The 15,684-nt window shown below is 63.9% G+C and carries 18 protein-coding genes; 10 read left to right on the forward strand and 8 right to left on the reverse strand.

All coding sequences use genetic code 11. The features are described 5' to 3' along the window. Window positions 1-47: 47 nt before the first annotated feature. Complete coding sequence (locus ABD833_RS10975; protein WP_345072980.1) at window positions 48-416, reverse strand: hypothetical protein; 369 nt, start codon at window positions 414-416, stop codon at window positions 48-50. A gap of 112 nt (window positions 417-528) precedes the next feature. Next, complete coding sequence (locus ABD833_RS10980; RefSeq protein ID WP_345072983.1) at window positions 529-852, reverse strand: hypothetical protein; 324 nt, start codon at window positions 850-852, stop codon at window positions 529-531. Between the two features lie 206 nt (window positions 853-1,058). Between ABD833_RS10980 and ABD833_RS10985 the strand changes: the two genes are divergently transcribed. The 4 genes from ABD833_RS10985 to ABD833_RS11000 all read left to right on the forward strand — a co-directional run bounded on the left by ABD833_RS10985 (window position 1,059) and on the right by ABD833_RS11000 (window position 3,329). Further along, the gene (locus ABD833_RS10985) at window positions 1,059-1,766 is read left to right on the forward strand and encodes a hypothetical protein (protein WP_345072984.1); all 708 of its coding nucleotides are present in this window, start codon (window positions 1,059-1,061) and stop codon (window positions 1,764-1,766) included. A 221-nt stretch (window positions 1,767-1,987) separates the two neighbouring features. Beyond that, the gene (locus tag ABD833_RS10990; RefSeq protein ID WP_345072985.1) at window positions 1,988-2,497 is read left to right on the forward strand and encodes a hypothetical protein; all 510 of its coding nucleotides are present in this window, start codon (window positions 1,988-1,990) and stop codon (window positions 2,495-2,497) included. 60 nt (window positions 2,498-2,557) lie between these two features. Continuing rightward, on the forward strand, window positions 2,558-2,743 hold the full coding sequence (locus ABD833_RS10995) for an acyl carrier protein (RefSeq protein ID WP_345072986.1): 186 nt from the start codon (window positions 2,558-2,560) through the stop codon (window positions 2,741-2,743). Window positions 2,744-2,831: 88 nt separating this feature from the next. After that, window positions 2,832-3,329, forward strand: a complete 498-nt coding sequence (locus tag ABD833_RS11000; protein ID WP_345072987.1) for a DUF2141 domain-containing protein — start codon at window positions 2,832-2,834, stop codon at window positions 3,327-3,329. Between the two features lie 353 nt (window positions 3,330-3,682). Here the strand turns inward: ABD833_RS11000 and ABD833_RS11005 are convergent, their stop codons facing one another. From ABD833_RS11005 to ABD833_RS11015, 3 genes are all read right to left on the reverse strand, one after another. Further along, entirely contained in the window at window positions 3,683-4,600 is a 918-nt protein-coding gene (locus ABD833_RS11005; RefSeq protein ID WP_345072988.1) for a universal stress protein, read from the reverse strand. 198 nt (window positions 4,601-4,798) lie between these two features. After that, complete coding sequence (locus ABD833_RS11010) at window positions 4,799-5,626, reverse strand: universal stress protein (protein ID WP_345072989.1); 828 nt, start codon at window positions 5,624-5,626, stop codon at window positions 4,799-4,801. A gap of 247 nt (window positions 5,627-5,873) precedes the next feature. After that, window positions 5,874-6,518: a BON domain-containing protein gene (locus ABD833_RS11015; protein WP_345072991.1), complete on the reverse strand. Its 645-nt coding sequence runs from the start codon at window positions 6,516-6,518 to the stop codon at window positions 5,874-5,876. A gap of 469 nt (window positions 6,519-6,987) precedes the next feature. Here ABD833_RS11015 and ABD833_RS11020 point away from each other — a divergent pair, with 469 nt between their 5' ends. The 5 genes from ABD833_RS11020 (at window position 6,988) to ABD833_RS11040 (ending at window position 11,622) form a co-directional block, all read left to right on the forward strand. Next, window positions 6,988-8,184, forward strand: a complete 1,197-nt coding sequence (locus tag ABD833_RS11020; protein WP_345072992.1) for a pyridoxal phosphate-dependent aminotransferase — start codon at window positions 6,988-6,990, stop codon at window positions 8,182-8,184. A gap of 91 nt (window positions 8,185-8,275) precedes the next feature. Further along, the gene (locus tag ABD833_RS11025) at window positions 8,276-8,935 is read left to right on the forward strand and encodes a cytochrome b/b6 domain-containing protein (protein WP_345072993.1); all 660 of its coding nucleotides are present in this window, start codon (window positions 8,276-8,278) and stop codon (window positions 8,933-8,935) included. A 348-nt stretch (window positions 8,936-9,283) separates the two neighbouring features. Further along, window positions 9,284-10,834 carry a serine hydrolase domain-containing protein gene (locus ABD833_RS11030; protein ID WP_345072995.1) on the forward strand — a complete coding sequence of 517 codons (1,551 nt, stop codon included), beginning with the start codon at window positions 9,284-9,286 and terminating at the stop codon, window positions 10,832-10,834. A 63-nt stretch (window positions 10,835-10,897) separates the two neighbouring features. Beyond that, window positions 10,898-11,083, forward strand: coding sequence for a hypothetical protein (locus ABD833_RS11035; protein WP_345072997.1), 186 nt, complete (start codon window positions 10,898-10,900; stop codon window positions 11,081-11,083). A gap of 41 nt (window positions 11,084-11,124) precedes the next feature. Continuing rightward, on the forward strand, window positions 11,125-11,622 hold the full coding sequence (locus tag ABD833_RS11040; protein WP_345072998.1) for a hypothetical protein: 498 nt from the start codon (window positions 11,125-11,127) through the stop codon (window positions 11,620-11,622). A gap of 203 nt (window positions 11,623-11,825) precedes the next feature. Here ABD833_RS11040 and ABD833_RS11045 read toward each other — a convergent pair whose 3' ends face one another. The 3 genes from ABD833_RS11045 to ABD833_RS11055 form a co-directional block, all read right to left on the reverse strand. Beyond that, on the reverse strand, window positions 11,826-12,869 hold the full coding sequence (locus ABD833_RS11045) for an NAD(P)-dependent alcohol dehydrogenase (RefSeq protein ID WP_345073000.1): 1,044 nt from the start codon (window positions 12,867-12,869) through the stop codon (window positions 11,826-11,828). A gap of 74 nt (window positions 12,870-12,943) precedes the next feature. Further along, complete coding sequence (locus tag ABD833_RS11050) at window positions 12,944-13,597, reverse strand: DUF1990 domain-containing protein (RefSeq protein ID WP_345073002.1); 654 nt, start codon at window positions 13,595-13,597, stop codon at window positions 12,944-12,946. Continuing rightward, complete coding sequence (locus tag ABD833_RS11055; protein WP_345073003.1) at window positions 13,590-14,162, reverse strand: DUF1990 family protein; 573 nt, start codon at window positions 14,160-14,162, stop codon at window positions 13,590-13,592. Before ABD833_RS11055 ends, ABD833_RS11050 begins: the two co-directional genes overlap by 8 nt. A 148-nt stretch (window positions 14,163-14,310) precedes the next feature. Between ABD833_RS11055 and ABD833_RS11060 the strand changes: the two genes are divergently transcribed. Continuing rightward, window positions 14,311-15,504, forward strand: coding sequence for a glycosyltransferase family 87 protein (locus ABD833_RS11060; RefSeq protein ID WP_345073004.1), 1,194 nt, complete (start codon window positions 14,311-14,313; stop codon window positions 15,502-15,504). The last annotated feature ends 180 nt before the right edge of the window (window positions 15,505-15,684 follow it).

A 15,684-nucleotide genomic window follows, 5' to 3' on the forward strand; every position in this document is an offset into this window, starting at 1 on the left:
TACCGTTTCCGAACGGCTGAAATGGAGGCTGCTTGCATCCAACAAAACTAACTCAAACAGCTTCTTAGGTTACGGTTGGTCGTGAGGTCGAAGTTAAGCGCGCAGCGGGGCCCCAAGCGGTAGCGCAGGCCCAGGCCCGCCGTCAGCAGCACGTCATTGGAGGAGCCGTTGGTGTCGAAAGACCTGGTTTCGAGGGGGCTGGAAAGGTCATTGCCCGAGAAGCCCCGGGAGTAGAAATTGCGGTGCATCAGCGTGACGCCGCCCAGCACATCGACTTGCCGGCGGTGAGCGGGCTTGCGCGTCAGCGTGTAGCGGGCCAGGGCCGAAACGGAGGTGGTGCGCTCCGTGGTAGTGTTGCTGTACTGGAAATTGGCGAGGGTGCCGTAGCCGTCAACGTAGTAGTCATCGTAGAGCATTTTCCGCTGTAATGAATAGAATTAAAAATTAAAGCCCTGATTAACAAGTTTTTAATTTTAAATTCTTCATTTTTAATTCATTTGAAAACTGTCCACCTACTTGGAAACCGCTCTAGTAGTCATCACGGGCGTAGCGGGCGGTGCGGCCACTGTAGGCCACGCCCAGCTCCAGGGCCAGCCGGGGGCGCAGCTCGTAGCCGACGGTGAGCGGCCCCGGCACCCGGAAGCCGGTATTGCCCTGCCGCCAGCGGCCCAGGTTCTGGTCGTTGCCGTGGTAGGCGGCCAGCCCCACGTAGAAGCGGGGCGCGGCCAGCGTTTCGGCGTTGGTTTGGGCGCGGGCGGGGAGGGCGGCGGCCAGGAGCAGGCCGCCGGGGGCGAAGGAAAGGAAACGTATGGATTGGGAATGGCAAGGGGGTTGGGATACTGCCCGGAGCACCGTGGGGGCCGAAGCGTTGCATGGCCAAAGATAGCGCCAGTGAGAAAGGCCAAGCCCGCTGGTCGGTCCCGGCCGACGGTTCATCCGCCTCATCCGACGCTTCGGGCGCAGTCATTTTCGCTCGGCCCGGCCCGTCGCCACCTTTGAATCATCAAAACGCCAACCCCTCCCAACGCTTAACCCCTAACCCCTAACCCCTAACTCAAATGAAAACCACCCTCCTCACCCTCGCCCTGGCCGCTGCTTCATTTTCCGCTGCAGCCCAGTCTAAAACCCCGGCCCCGGCCGCCCCCGTGGCCAGCGTCGCCCCCGCCCCCAATGCCTACACGGCCATGATGACGGCCACCATCGCCGAGCAAAACGCGGCCGCCACGCCCGCCGACGTGCAGGCCACCCTGGCCAAGCTGGAGCGCGCCGCCGCCGCCGTGCCCACCGCCTGGGAGCCCCGCTACTACCAGGCCCGCGCCTACCTCAAGCTGGGCTTCGCCGGCAAAGACGGGGACCAGCAGGACAAGCTGTTCGACCAGGCCCAGGCCGCCCTCGACCAGGCCAAAAAGCTGCCCGGTGCCGACCAGGCCGAGCTGCTCATCCTGCAAGCCTACGTCTACCAGGGCCGCATCATGGTGAGCCCGATGTCGCGCGGCATGGTGTATACCGGCCGGGTGAGCGAGGCCCTGGGCGGCGCCAAAGCCCTGGCCCCCACCAACCCGCGCGTGTATCTGCTGCTGGCCAACGACCTGTACTTCCGCCCGGCCATCTTCGGCGGCGGGGCCGACAAAGCCAAGCCGCTCTACGAGAAAGCCAAGGCCCTGTTTGCCACCTTCCGGTCTGCCAACGCCCTGAGCCCGACCTGGGGCGAGAAAAACGCTGATGCCATGCTGGCGCAGATGAACGCCGCGACGGCCCGTAAATAACCCGCCCTTGCTGCCACCGCCCGAAGGCCGAGGCCCCACACGGGCACCGGCTTTCGGGCTTTTGCCTTACCTTGATGCCAGCTTCCTTGCCTCTGTCATCCGTGGCTGCTCCCGATTCTTCCGCGCCCTTCACCGGCGGCTACCTGCCCACCGGCACCAGCACCTGGCCCGGGGTGTGAAGGGCCCTGCGCATCCTGCTGCTGCTGGCACTTTTCATCAGCGTGGTGGTGAACCCCGGGGCGCTGCGCAACGGGTCGGAGTTCGCCATCACCTACGGCGGCTACACCCTGATGTACGGCGTCGGGCTCTGGCTCACCAACGGCGTCGTGGTGGAGTGGCTGAACCGGCGCTACGCCTGGACGGTGCAGCCCGGACGGCGGCGGCTACTCACGCTGAGCGTGTCGTTGGGCGGCTCGGTGCTGGTTATTCTGTTCATGAATGCCGGGCTGCTGTTACTGAAGGGCCATTCCATGGCCCGGCTTTTCACGGCGGGCATGTACTGGAATCTGCTGCTGCCGCTCATCATCACGGTCATCGTCTCCCTGTTCAACCACAGCCGGGCGTTTTTTCTGCGATGGCGCGAGGCCGCCGTGCGCGCCGGGCACCTCAAAAAAGAAACCGCCGTGGCCCGCCCCGATTCCCTGCGCCGGCAGGTGGACCCGCACTTGGAGCGATTTTTTACTAAGGAGCAAGTCTTATGGATTTGCTACAGGAAACGGTCATTGAAGTGATCCGCAAACAGGTGTGGCACTTGCGCCATCCGCTCATCACGCCCGCTACGCACCTGGGTGATGAGCGGATGGCTCGACCCGCTCGACCGGGTTCAGCTGGGCATCCGCATCGAGCAGGGCCTGGCCATTGAAATTCCGGATACGGAGCTGGGCCAGTGGCGCACCGTGGCCGACGTGGTGGCCTGCGTGGAACGCCAGCTGCCGTCGCCTTTCCCGTTGACCGACGATATTGCTTTCCGAAGCTAATCCTGCGCAAACCCTCGTTCGTTTCGGTTCGTCCGCGTCGGCTTAAAATCGGCCTCCCGCGTGGAAGGCTACTCAATCTCAATGCCTGATGACTGTTTTCTCGCCCGCCGCCCGCAAATTCCTGCCCTTTGCTGCCCTGCTGCTGGCCCTGCCGGGCGGGGCGAGCTGGCCGCAGGCGCGGGCCAGTGGCCCGCGCCACGTACCTGGCCGGGGCCCCTCCGGCAACCTCACGGGGCAGCTCACCAACCTGCGCGGCGGGCGCGGGGCTTGCTACCTGGCGCTGTTCGCCGGCGCCGAAGGCTTTCCCCGCCAAACCAGCCAGGCCGTGCGGACGCTCCGCCTGCCGGTGAGCGGCGCTATGGCCAGCTTCCGCTTCGAGAACCTGCCGCCCGGCTCCTACGCGCTGGCCGTGTACCACGACGAAAACAGCAACGGCCAGTTGGATAAGAATTCTTTGGGGCTGCCCACCGAGCGGTACGGCTTCTCCAATAATGCCCGCAGCATGATGTTTTTTCCGCCCTCGTTTGGCGCGGCCCGGTTCGCGGTGGCGGAGGCCGGCACCGCCATCGGGGTAAAGCTGCGGTAGGCCGGGCCGCCAGGAAGGCGGATAAAGGCAGCAAGGGCGGGCCCGGCGGGTGGCGCGGTGCCAAGAGTTGGTCCTGAGCCAGGGTGGCGGGAGGCCGGCGCCACCACGGGCCAGGGCGCGAATCCCCGGCTTTCGGCATCGAAAACCGGGGACTGGGAACAGCTACCGAGCAGGGCTATCAGAAGGACTGACGCCGCGGGGCCCGCGAAAAGGCGCTGAATACGGCCAGCACGGCCACCAGCATCACCGAGAACAAAATGGCGGGAGTTATCATGGCTGCAGGAGAATGAGGAGCTTGTTACGGCTTCGGTGAGAGAAAATCAGAAAAATACCGGCCCAGAGGCGCGGCGACTTTAGCTCGCCGGACTCAGGCCCGCCAGCACGCCTGCCGTCCAGCTGGCAGCGTCAGTAGCCCGGTGCGTTAGAGTTGCCGGTGCTGCTTCAATCGTTGCAGGCAGCACCAGCACGGGCACGGGGCAGCGCTCCAGCAGTTGAGCCGTCACGCTGCGGTGAAACAGCTCCCCCAGGTAGCTGCGCTGGCGGGCCAGTACGACCACCAGGTCCGCCCCGGTATCCGCTACGGCTGCCAGCACGCCTTCGGCGTAGTTGTCGTGCTCGTAGCCCCGCAACTCGGGAGTGGCCAGACCTTTCACCAGGCCGCTGAGCTGCACGGCCCGTAACGCGGCGCCGCAGCTGGCATCGTCCTCGCCGTCGGAGACGTGGGCCACGAGGAGCTCGACCCCGGGCAGGGCGAAGAGCGGGTGCAGGGCCAGTGAGGCCGGAGCCAGGGTAAACGCCTCGCAGTCGGCGGCAATCAGGATTCGGCGGGGCGGGTGCTCCGTGGACGTAGCGGTGGGTACTACCAGCAAGGGATGCTGCCCGGCGCGCAGCAAGTCCGCGCAGCCGGTGGCCACGCTGGCCGCATTTTCGTGGGGCTGGTAGGGCGGGCTGAGGACGAACAAGGCGGGGCGGTGCCGGGCGGCCTGCTCCCGGGCCACTTCCGGGAGCAGGTCGGTGGCAACTTCCACGGTGGGGCAACCGGACAGCTCTTCCGCCATCCGGTATAGTGCCGCGGCGGTATCGGTTTGGTGAGCCAGATCCTGCTGGTGGTAGTGCTCAGCCACCATGGTATAGGGGTCAAACATGGAGGCGCGGTTCACGTGCAGCAGCACCAGCTTGCCGCGCAGGGCCTGCGCCAGGGTGTTGGCGTATTGCACCGTGTGGCGGGCGGCCTGATAAAAGCCGGCGAAGACGACGAGGGTAAGCGACATGGCTAACGGGATTGGGGCGTGGAGGGATTCAACCAGGAATAGTCAGCTGGAATCTGCGGGAGCAGCCAGCAAATCGTGGGCCCGCGGCGGCCTTTTCTGATGCTTCCGACAGGTCAGCCAGCACTACAAGGGTGGGGTCATGGCAAAGAAGGGAGCGTGGTTTGCGGATGCCGGCGAATGCGGGACGATGTCGGGCGCTTATTCCCCGGCGGGCAGGATCAGCACCGGGACAGGGCTTTCCTGAATGAGCCGGGCCGTGACACTGCGATGGAATAAGCTGCCCAGCAGGCTGTGGGGCCGGGCCACCAGCACCAGCACATCGGCTTCCTGGCGGGCGGCTTCTTCCAGTACCCCGCCCACGATGGTAGGGCTATAGACTTCGTGCAACCGGCTTTCGGCAAACCCATTCACCAGATCATTCGCGCGCACCGTGGCCAGCACGACCCCGTCGGCCGGCCGCGCCCGGGTGTCGTCGGTCACGTGCACCACGTCGAGCGTGGACTCCGTAGCAGACAGCAGGCGGCGCACTACTTCCTGGTGGTCCTGGTCGGCGAAAGCGAATGGCTCGCCGTCTACGGCCAGCAGGAAGCGGCGGGGCGGAAAGGCATCCCAGCCCACCGGTGGCACTACCAGCAAGGGGTGGGGCGCGTGGCGCAGCAGGTCCATCACCACGCTGGTAAAGAGCTCGGCCGACTCGGTCGCGTCGCTGGGCCGGCCCAACACCATAAACAGTGGGTGGTGGCGGCGCACGGCTTCCGTGAGGGCTTCGGGCAAGAAACCCTCCGCCACATTTACTTCGGTGGGCACGGTTTGCTCGGCAGCCAGCTTGAGCAGGGCCCGGTCGGTTTTCCGCTCGCCCCGCGGCGTATGCTGCCCACCGTAGCCTGCCGGCACGGGCATGCCATCGTAGCGCACGTGCAGCAGCACGAGTTGCGCATCGAGCGGCACGGCCAGCCCCGCCGCATAGGAAAGGGCCCGGTTGGTAACGGCGAAAAAATCGGTCAGAACAACAAGTGAAGGAGTCATGGCAGCCGGGAAAGAATGAGAAGAAAGTAGCCACGCAGGGTCAGGTGCGCGGTTTTAAGGCAGGAAATACGGGGGAGTGGCAACGAGCGGCGCTGCGGTCGTTGGCGTCGGATAGTCGGGCCGGGAATCTTCCCGCGCCATGGCGGCATCGGCTTCCTGTGCCTCTTGTCGGGTAGCAGCACTGATAAGCCAGGCCGCCCTGGAATCCGGGTTGTCGTGACGCCGCCGGTTGCGGCGGCGGTCCGGGCTACGCAAGCCTTTGGGGAGCCGCCGCTCCAAGCAACTCGCGGGGAGCCGTTGGGAAAGTGTTGAGCACCAGCAAGTGGTTGTTCACCTCGCGGGCTCCGTTTACGCGGCTATCCCAGTCGAGCAGCGCCCGGACCTGGCGGGTGATTTCCTCGTCCGGGTTCAGGATTTCGCCCCCGCGAATGGTCAGGTGGTCGGTTTTGAGGGCGCGCACCCCACGCACGCCCCGCAGCACCAGCTGCTTTTCGGCCCACGACTGCACCAGCCCGGATAGGGTTACCACCCCGCCCGCCACGGTGCAGTATACCTGGTAATCGTTCGTGGCCGGGTCATCGGCCAGGGCGGCGGCCACGTCGTGCTCCGGCTCGGCGTCGCCCACCTCGCCGGTCCGTACGGCCACCGTGCTGATGACGCCACGCACCCCGCGCGCGGCCAGGGCAATTTCCCCGGCCCGCTCGCGCGCCAGCAGGTTGTCCGTAAACCCGGTCAGCGTGACCAGGCCTTCGTGGGTGCTGACCGCAATCAGGGACGCGTTCAACCCCTTCTTCGTGACCAGCAGCGTTTCGATGGAGGCTGTGAGGGCCGCGTCGGTCAAATCGTTGGTCCAGGCCGGAACGGCCGGCGGAGGGTGGGGTTGGGGATTCATGGCGTTCAGGGTTGAAAGGACAGGAGTCGCTTACAAAGATCTACTCCTGCCGTCCGCCTTGCCATGATGATCCGGCTCCTCAGACCTGACTTTTGTCAGGTCTGAGGGCCCAGGGAAATGCGCCGCTTTCCCGGCCGCAGAGGCAGCCGACAGCCGTTAAGGGTGGTATTGGTGGCTGACTACCTGCTGTTACGCCGGGTGAGGGGGGTGGCCGGCTGTTAGAAGTCAGGAGTCAGAAATTGAGGGAGCAGGCCGACGCGCCGTATATCGGCAGCCTGCTCTTATGCTGACTTCCAGCTTCCAGCTCCTAACTTCTAACTGCCGGCAATCCACCTCACCCGGCGTAACAGCAGTAATCAGGTGGGCAGGCTGATAATCAGCCGGCGCGCGGCTAGCTGCCGACCGCAGGCCGGGACAAATAGCCCGGGGCAAAGAGTCGTCGCTGCTCCGCGTGGCTTATATTGCGCTTATGTTGGAAGTATCCCGGCGCGGGCAGGCGATGCCCTGGTCGCCTTTTCGCAAGCTTACGCCCTACGCCGACGCGGCCAAGCAGCGCGGCGTTGTCGTCCACCATCTCAACATCGGCCAGCCCGATATTGAAACCCCGCCGTCCGTGCTGGCCGCCGTGCAGCAGGCCGATATCCGGGTGCTGGAATACAGCCCCAGCGCCGGCTACGACTCCTACCGCCGCAAGCTGGCGGGCTACTACCAGGGCGTGGGCATCGACGTGGCGGCGGCGGATATTCTGGTGACGGCGGGCGGCAGCGAGGCCATCCTGTTTGCGCTGCTGTCCTGCCTGAACCCCGGCGACGAGATGATTGTGCCGGAGCCGTTTTACGGGGCCTACCCTTCGTTTGCGGTGGCGGCGGGCGTGCATATCGTGCCCGTTACGTCCCACATCGGGCAGGACTATGCCCTGCCGCCCATTGCCGAAATGGAGCGCGTAATTACGCCCCGCACCAGGGCTATTCTGATCTGCAACCCCAACAACCCCACCGGCTACGTTTACAGTCGCGCCGAGCTGGAGCAGGTCCGCGACCTGTGCCTGCGCCACGACCTGTTCCTGCTGTCGGATGAAGCCTACCGGGAGTTTTGCTACGATGCGCCCTACGTCAGCGCCCTGCACCTCGCCGGAATGGATCAGCACGTGGTGCTGCTGGATACTATTTCGAAGCGCTACAGCGCCTGTGGGGCGCGGATGGGCGCGTTGGTCACGAAGAACCAGGCCGTGGCCGAGGTAGCCCACAAGTTTGCCCAGATGCGGGTGAGCCCCCCCGGCCTGGCCCAGCTATTAGGCGAAGCCGCCACCGACCTGCCCGCCGCCTATTTCGACGGCACCAAAGCCGAGTACCACCGCCGCCGCGACCTGCTGGTAGCGCGCCTGCAGGCTATTCCCGGCGTGGTGTGCCCGGTGCCCAGCGGGGCGTTCTACGTGATGGCCCAGCTGCCGGTCGACGACACCGTGGTCTTCGCGCAGTGGCTGCTGGAGTCGTTTCAGCACGAAGGCCAGACGCTGATGATTTCGCCCGCCGCCGGGTTTTACGCCACCCCGGGCCTGGGCCGGCAGGAAGCCCGCCTGGCCTACGTGCGCAATACGGAGGTGCTGAGCCAGGCCATGACCTGCCTGGAAAAGGCGCTGGCCGAATACCCGGGCCGCACGGCGTAGTGCCCGCCGCCGCCGCCGCCGCCGCTCTCCCCAAAAATCACCGTTCTTTTCGGCCTGTTTATTTTCCAACCTGCCCTACCCCACTTTGCCGATGCCCATATCGTCTGCTCCCGCTGCTACCCTATCCGTCAGCAAAAAGAATTCCTTAGCGCTGCGCCTCTGGCACTGGAGCAGCGCGGCCGTTATTTCGGGCCTGCTGATCACGATTCTGTTTCTGTTCGTGATTCTGAAAATGAAAACGGTAGGACCGGCCTTCCAGGAAGTCCTGCAGAAGGAGGGCGTCACGATGACCAAGGACCAGGTCCGCGGCCTGACGCGCATTATCAGCCACCGCATCTGGGACTGGCATATCTACCTGGGCGTCACGCTGTCGTTTCTGCTGCTGTTTCGGGTCCTGCTGGAGTTCTTTCAGCGCGGGCCGCAGCGGTTTTCCGTCAAGCTGGGCACGGCCCGGCACTACTTCCGCCAGCAGGGCATGGACCTGCGCGATGCCCGCCGCTCGTTGCTGGTAAAGCTATCCTATCTGGCCTTTTATCTGATGCTGTTCGTGATGGTCGTGACAGGCCTGATGCTGGTGTACGCCGACGACTTTGAATTTCTGGAAAAGCTGGAGCACACGGTGGAAGAAGTCCACAGCTTCACCATGTACCTGGTCCTGGCCTTCACGGCCCTGCACATCGTGGGCGTGGTCTGGGCGGAGTCGACCAGGAACAAAGGCATCGTATCGGATATGATCAACGGGGGCGAGTAGAAGCGTTGTCTGTCATCCTGAGCAGAGCGAAGGAGCTTCCTCACCTACCCTATTGACTTCTCGCAACGCCCAACGCCCTTTACCAGCCGATGGCCAAAGGCTTTGGGCGTTGGTTTGAGGAGCTAGGAGCCAGGAGCCAGGAGCCAGGAGTTAGAAGTGGGAAGCGGGAAGCCAGAAGACAGCATAAGAGCCGGTTGCCGCTGTAAGGCGCGTCTGTCCTGGCACCCGTTTCGCTCCTTCCTCTTTTAACAACTACTCCCTCAACTCCTGGCGCCTGGCTTCTTACCCCCGGCAACCCACCTCGCATAACATCAACTCCTTATTTCCCACCTTTCCCCTGTTTAGTACATGCCTACTTCTATTCTGAAATCCGGGCTGACCCTGGTCCTCGGCGGCTTGCTGCTGGGCGCGGGCCGGCCCGCGGCGGCGCAGACGGCGCCCGCCAACCGCTTCCTCACCGACAGCCTCGATGCCTACGTCCAGCGCGGGCTGAAGCAGTGGGAGCTGCCGGGCCTGGCCATCGTGGTGGTGAAAAACGGCCAGGTGGTGGTCAGCAAAGGCTACGGCGTACGGGCCGTGGGCAAGCCCGAGCCGGTGGATGCCAACACCCTGTTCATGATTGCCTCCAACACCAAGCTGTTCACCGGCATGGCCCTGGCGAAGCTGGACGAGGACAAGAAGATTTCGCTCGACGACCGGGTGAACCAGTACCTGCCCGGCTACCAGCTCTACGACTCAGCCTCCTCCCGCCTGGTGACCGTGCGCGACCTGATGGGCCACCACTTCGGCTTCAAGACCTTCCAGGGCGACTTCACGTTTTTCAACTCCAACCTCAGCCGTGAAGACATCATCTACCGCATGCGGCTGATGAAGCCCGGCGGCCAGTTTCGCCGCGAATACGGCTACTGCAACTCGGGCTTCGTGGCGGCCGGCCAGGTGATTCCGGCCGCTACCGGCGGCACGAGCTGGGAGGAATACGTGCGCCAGAATATCCTGCGGCCCCTGGGCATGACCAGCACATCGATGAATTCGGCCGGCTTCGAGCAGCAGCCCAACCACGCCCTGGCCTACTCCAACACCTTCGGCCCCCTGGCTCCGGTGCCCTTCGACAACTGGGACAACATGGGCCCCTGCGGCAGCATGATTTCCAACGTGACGGACCTGGGCAAGTGGCTCCAGTTTCAGCTTGACAGCGGCCGCTACCAGGGCCAGCGGGTGCTGCCGTGGAGCGTGCTGCGCAAAACCCGCGACGCCAACACCCTGCTCAGCACCCGCCGCTCGACGGTGCGGCCCACCCACTTCACCACCTACGGCCTGGGCGTGCTCAGCACCGACTACAGCGGCAGGCAGGTGTTCTGGCACACGGGCGGCGCCTCGGGTCAGGTCAGCAACGTGTGCTTCGTGCCCGAGGAAGGGCTGGGCATTGCCATCCTGACCAACAACGATAACCAGAGCTTCTTCGAGGCCCTGCGCTACCAGATCCTCGACAGCTACCTCGGCGTGCCCTACGTGAACCGTAGCGGCCAGAGCCTGAAAGCCGCCAGGGCCGCCCGCCTGGTGGATAACCCTACCAAAAAGCTGGACGCCCGGGTGAGCAGGAAGGCGAAGCTGCCCCTGAAGCTGAACGACTACACCGGCAACTTCGAGAATGCGCTGTTCGGCTCCATCATCATCGCGCCCAAAAACAAGCAGCAGCTGCTGGTGCGCTTCCCCACCCACCCCGGCCTCACCGCCACGCTCGACTACATGGACGGGCAGGAGTTCCGCTGCACCTATTCCAACCTCGTATTCGGCGTGCAGCCCGCGGTTTTCAAAGTGGAAGGCGGCAAGGTAACGGGCGTGCAGCTCCAGGCCAACGACTACGTGGAAGAAGACCCCTACCTGTTCAGCAAACGGTAAGCGGTGGTTGCGGATCAACAAAAAAACCGCGCGGGCCGGAGCCTGGGCGGTTTTTTTTGTAAAATGAAGATCAACAATGCCTCTGTCATCCTGAGCCGCGCGAAGCACCTGCCTGCGTTAACTCACCAACCTCTTTCCCGGCGTAAAGGCGTTTTGCAGTGCCGAAGAGGAAGGTCCTTCATTCCGCTGCGCTTCAGGATGACCGGCGATTTCGAAATGGCAATCCAACATTTCCGGCCCGGTTTTTAGCTAGCCTGTACAGCTTTCCCCCTTTTCCACGTTACTACGCCATGATTACACGCGTTCTGCTGCCCGGCCTGGTTCTGCTGACATTGCTGAGCTTCAGCCCGGCGCGGCCGGCAACGCCCTTCACGCCACCGGCTACTCTCACGCTGCGCATCAACGGGCTGCCCGTGGCCACGGATACGCTTGGCTCCCGCCTGTTCCTCGGCGCCGACCATACGCTCCGCCTTAACGTCATCCGCGCCGACGACCCCGACGGCGAAGGCCTTACCATTCTGATTGACCGGTTTCCGCTGGCGCCCGGCACCTACGCTTTCCAGGAAATCCTGAGTGGCCACAACCGCGACGCCTCCTACCGCTACCAGCAGGTAGCCGCCTACTCCAAATCCTGCCCCGACAATCCGGGCGTGGTCAAGATAACCGCCGTCGACACCACCCGCCGCGTGCTGACGGGCACCTACCACTGCCAGGTCTGCGAATCGGGGCGCGGGGCCCGGCGCTTCACCATGACGGGCGCGTTCCGCTTTCCCTACGAGGAAGAGTAGCCTCCCCCCCGGCCCCTCTCCCAGGGGAGAGGGGAGCCTGACGGCACTAACGGACCAAAGCCAACTGCTTTGCAGCAGTTGGCTTTGGTGTTGGTATAGTAGCAAAGTTGCCCGGTGGCGGGGTCGGAGGCGCAAGCCGACGACTCCGCGTTGTCTGGCTCCCCTCTCCCCCAGGAGAGGGGCCGGGGGTGAGGCCAGTGAGGCTACACCGTAGCCATGTCAATCACGAAGCGGTAGTGCACGTCGCCTTTCAGCATCCGCTCGTAGGCTTCGTTGATCTGACTTATCGGAATCACTTCCACGTCGGACATGATGTTGTGCTCGGCGCAGAAGTCCAGCATCTCCTGGGTTTCGGCAATGCCGCCGATCAGGGAGCCGGCAATGCGGCGGCGCTTGGCAATGAGGTTGAAAGCATGCAGCTGCGGGGCTTCCGGCGGCACGCCCAGCAGAATCATGGTCCCGTCGCGGCGCAGCAGGTTCACGTACAGACTCATATCCAGCGGGGCCGATACAGTGTTGATGATGAAGTCGAAGTAGTTGGTGACGCCCTTGAGCTGCTCTTCATCCTTGGTCACCACAAACTTGTGGGCGCCCAGCTCCTTGGCATCGGCTTCCTTGCCGGGCGAGGTACTGAGCACGGTTACTTCGGCGCCCATGGCCGCGGCCAGCTTCACGGCCATGTGGCCCAGGCCGCCGAGGCCCATCACGCCCACACGGTGGCCGGGACCCACCTTCCACTGCCGCAGGGGCGAGTAGGTGGTGATGCCCGCGCACAGCAGCGGCGCTACCCGGTCGAGGGCGAGCTTGTCGGAGATGGTGAGAACGAAATGCTCGTTCACTACAATCTGGTTGGCGTAGCCGCCCTGGGTGGGCTTGCCGGTTTCCTTCTCAGTGCCGTTGTAGGTACCCGTGAAGCCGACTTCGCAGTACTGCTCCAGGTCCTCCTCGCAGCTCGGGCAGGTGCGGCACGAGTCGACCATGCAGCCCACGCCGGCCAGGTCGCCGGCTTTGAAGTTCTTCACGTGGTCGCCCACGGCCACCACGCGGCCCACGATTTCGTGGCCGGGCACCATCGGGAACATCGAGCCGCCCCACTCGTCGCGCACCTGGTGCAGGTCGGAGTGGCACACGCCGCAGAACAGAATTTCAATCTGCACATCGTGGGCACCGACGTCGCGGCGCTCAAAGGAAAACGGTTCGAGGGGTGCATTCACGACCGGAGCCGCGTAGCCTTTTGCTGAAATCATGGTTTTGGTCTTGTAGTGAAAGAAAAGTACGAAGTCCTATAACCCCGCCGCCGAGCGAAGGTTTGGGGCGGGAATTAGCTTTTCGGCCCGGTGCGCAGGGCCGTTGCCACCTGCTCCCGCATCCGCTCCAGCGACTGGCGGGCGAAGCGGCGCTGCAGCGTGCGGCCAAACAGCGTGAAGCCCAGCCGGTAGAATGGGTTGCTGATGTGGCCCACCTGCGAAAAGGCGTGAATCCGGAACATGACCTGCCCGCTGCCCAGGTGCTTGTGTACCGTGAATTCAATCTGCCCGCGCTCAAAGTGGCCTTCCAGGGTGCGGTAGTTGTAGCCCCACACCTGCTCCTGGCCGCCGTCGGGCAGGTTTCGAATTTCGTCCGTTACGCCGCCGATGCGCACCCCAAACCAGAAGGTGAAGAACAGAAACTGGGCCCGCAGCACCATAATGCGGTCTTCGAGCGGGGCGTCGGGCACGAAGATGCCGGTAATCAGGTCGGAGGGCGGGAAGGTGTAGGCGCGCAGAATCTGCTGCGCCGCCCGCCAGGCCCCGTTGGCCGTGGGCGGGCCGGCGGGCTCGGCGGGCAGCTCGGTTTCGTAGTCGTCGATGCGCCAGCCGGTTGCGGCGGTGTACTCACTCACCCGGTCCAGGTCAAAGTTGACCTTGGCGTCCCGGTAGGCTTCGAGCCGGGCTTTCTGCACTTCCCAGAGCGGGGGCGCGGGGGCGTTAGTCATGCTGCCCGGGGTCAGGGTTTTCTTCGTCGTGCCGGATAGTTTCCACGCTCACCGGCCCCAGGGCCCGGCCGCCGCTTTCCTCGGCCACGGTGGTGCAGAACAGCTCCCAGGTTTGCTGCTGCACGTTTTTGCCGATGCCCAGCGTATCGTAGGTGAAGGAAACGAGTCCGTCGCGGGAACGGGCCCGGGAGTGAATCTCAAACCGCAGCCGGCCTTTTTCGCCGGCCGGCAGCTCCCGCACGGAAAACCGGATGCGGCCGGCCTCAGGGTGGTTTTCGAGCGTGATGAGCTCAAAATAGTCGTCGCCTACTGCCGTGACGCGCACCGTGCCGTTCCAGGGCCCCAGGATTTTGACGCGGAACTCGTCGTCCGGGGCTAAGCCGTGGGGCTGGCCCCTGGTTTTCTCGAAGTCGGCCAGCAGATCGGGCGAGTAGTGCGCCACGTTGCATTGAATGTTTTTCATCAGCTGGTGGGCACTCAGGCGGGAGCCGCCAATATCGATGCAGTAGATCCGCTCAAAGAGCGGGCCGGAGCCGGTAGCGGCGGGTTGTTCAGGTTTTTTCATGATAGGGAAAGCACCGCCAGAAGCAGCGGGCCGGCGTGCTGGTCCTAACGCAGCCGCCGGATGCCGGGTTAGCGCCGCCGGGCTGAAAAATGCGGGGCGGTGGTTTTTCCCCGTACTTTCGGCTCCGATTTCTACCCGTGCCCTGCTTATGCTTTCTCCCCGAATCGAACGAATTCTGCTCAACCCGCGCCTGGTGCTGGGCCTGTACGTGCTGCTCACGATTATCGTGACGTTCCAGCACTATTTCAAAGGGCCGACGTCGTACAACAACTACCTGATTTTCGTCAAGCCCTATTTCAACCTGCTCGCGGGCAAAAACCTCTACCTGCCCTACCCCGAGTACTACGACGACACCTACAAGTACAGCCCGGTTTTCGCGCTGTTCATGGCCCCGTTCGCCCTCCTGCCCAACTGGCTGGGGCTGCTGGCCTGGAACGCGGTGAACAATGCCGTGTTCTACACCGCCGGCCGCCGCCTGTTTCCCGACGTGCGCCGGCAGCTGCTGTTTCTGCTGCTCTGCCTCATCGACATGATGACGGCCCTGCACAACAGCCAGGCCAACTGCCTGCTCGTGGGGCTGATGCTGTGGACGTTTATCAACCTGGAAAACCAGCAGTACGGCTGGGCCGCGCTGTGCGTGGCGCTGGCCGCTCTCATCAAAGTGTACGGCATCGGCATCGGCCTGATTTTCCTGTTTTACCCGCTGCCGATCCGCAACGGCCTGATTGCGTTTGCCTGGATGGCGCTGCTGGCTTTTTCGCCCCTGCTGGTGGTGTCGTGGGTTGATTTTCAGATGATTTACAAGGGTTGGTTCGACATCGTGCGCGAGTCGGCCACGGGCATTCAGCTTTCCCTGATGGGCGTGCTGGAAACCTGGTTCGGCGTGGCCCCCACGGCGAAAGGCATCGTCCAGGCCATCGGAATGCTGCTGCTGATGGCTCCGCTGGCCTACTTCCGCGCCTGGCGCGAGGCCGACTACCGCCGCCTCTACGTGGCCTCCATCCTGATTTTCGTGGTCATCTTCAACCAGATGGCCGAGTCGCCAACCTTCATTATTGCGGTAGCGGGCTTCATGTTCTGGGTTATCTGGTACGGGCGCAGCACGCCGCTGGGCTGGGTGCTGTTTGCGCTGGCGTTCGTTTTCACCACCCTTTCCGCCACCGACCTGAATCCGCCCGCCATCCGCCACGCCTACTTCGACGTGTACAAGCTCAAGGCGGTACCCATGATTCTGGCCTGGGCGGTCATTCAGGGGCAATTGCTGCTGTATCCGCGCTGGCGGACGCGCTTACAAGCCGCTGCCGAAGCCTCGGCGCAACCGCCGCAGGCAGTACCGGCCTAAACCACTAGTTCGCACCCGCCCCGCCCCTGCCCGTATAGCAAGTGGCTTGTCCTTCCCCAAATCTTGAGCGGGCTTGCCCGGATATATTTCACGCAGGGTTCCGCTGAGGTAAAGCGCAGGGTCTCGCAGTGCCATTCAGTAAAAACACGGCGGAACACGGCGCTTTACCTCTGCGAGACC

Source organism: Hymenobacter fastidiosus, from assembly GCF_039539565.1.
GTDB lineage: Bacteria > Bacteroidota > Bacteroidia > Cytophagales > Hymenobacteraceae > Hymenobacter > Hymenobacter fastidiosus.

Coding starts and splice junctions, on each gene's coding strand:
- ABD833_RS10975 (WP_345072980.1), bottom strand. CDS start 416: ATGCTCTACGATGACTACTACGTTGACGGCTACGGCACCCTCGCCAAT.
- ABD833_RS10985 (WP_345072984.1), top strand. CDS start 1,059: ATGAAAACCACCCTCCTCACCCTCGCCCTGGCCGCTGCTTCATTTTCC.
- ABD833_RS10995 (WP_345072986.1), top strand. CDS start 2,558: ATGAGCGGATGGCTCGACCCGCTCGACCGGGTTCAGCTGGGCATCCGC.
- ABD833_RS11000 (WP_345072987.1), top strand. CDS start 2,832: ATGACTGTTTTCTCGCCCGCCGCCCGCAAATTCCTGCCCTTTGCTGCC.
- ABD833_RS11005 (WP_345072988.1), bottom strand. CDS start 4,600: ATGTCGCTTACCCTCGTCGTCTTCGCCGGCTTTTATCAGGCCGCCCGC.
- ABD833_RS11010 (WP_345072989.1), bottom strand. CDS start 5,626: ATGACTCCTTCACTTGTTGTTCTGACCGATTTTTTCGCCGTTACCAAC.
- ABD833_RS11015 (WP_345072991.1), bottom strand. CDS start 6,518: ATGAATCCCCAACCCCACCCTCCGCCGGCCGTTCCGGCCTGGACCAAC.
- ABD833_RS11020 (WP_345072992.1), top strand. CDS start 6,988: ATGTTGGAAGTATCCCGGCGCGGGCAGGCGATGCCCTGGTCGCCTTTT.
- ABD833_RS11025 (WP_345072993.1), top strand. CDS start 8,276: ATGCCCATATCGTCTGCTCCCGCTGCTACCCTATCCGTCAGCAAAAAG.
- ABD833_RS11030 (WP_345072995.1), top strand. CDS start 9,284: ATGCCTACTTCTATTCTGAAATCCGGGCTGACCCTGGTCCTCGGCGGC.
- ABD833_RS11035 (WP_345072997.1), top strand. CDS start 10,898: ATGAAGATCAACAATGCCTCTGTCATCCTGAGCCGCGCGAAGCACCTG.
- ABD833_RS11040 (WP_345072998.1), top strand. CDS start 11,125: ATGATTACACGCGTTCTGCTGCCCGGCCTGGTTCTGCTGACATTGCTG.
- ABD833_RS11045 (WP_345073000.1), bottom strand. CDS start 12,869: ATGATTTCAGCAAAAGGCTACGCGGCTCCGGTCGTGAATGCACCCCTC.
- ABD833_RS11050 (WP_345073002.1), bottom strand. CDS start 13,597: ATGACTAACGCCCCCGCGCCCCCGCTCTGGGAAGTGCAGAAAGCCCGG.
- ABD833_RS11055 (WP_345073003.1), bottom strand. CDS start 14,162: ATGAAAAAACCTGAACAACCCGCCGCTACCGGCTCCGGCCCGCTCTTT.
- ABD833_RS11060 (WP_345073004.1), top strand. CDS start 14,311: ATGCTTTCTCCCCGAATCGAACGAATTCTGCTCAACCCGCGCCTGGTG.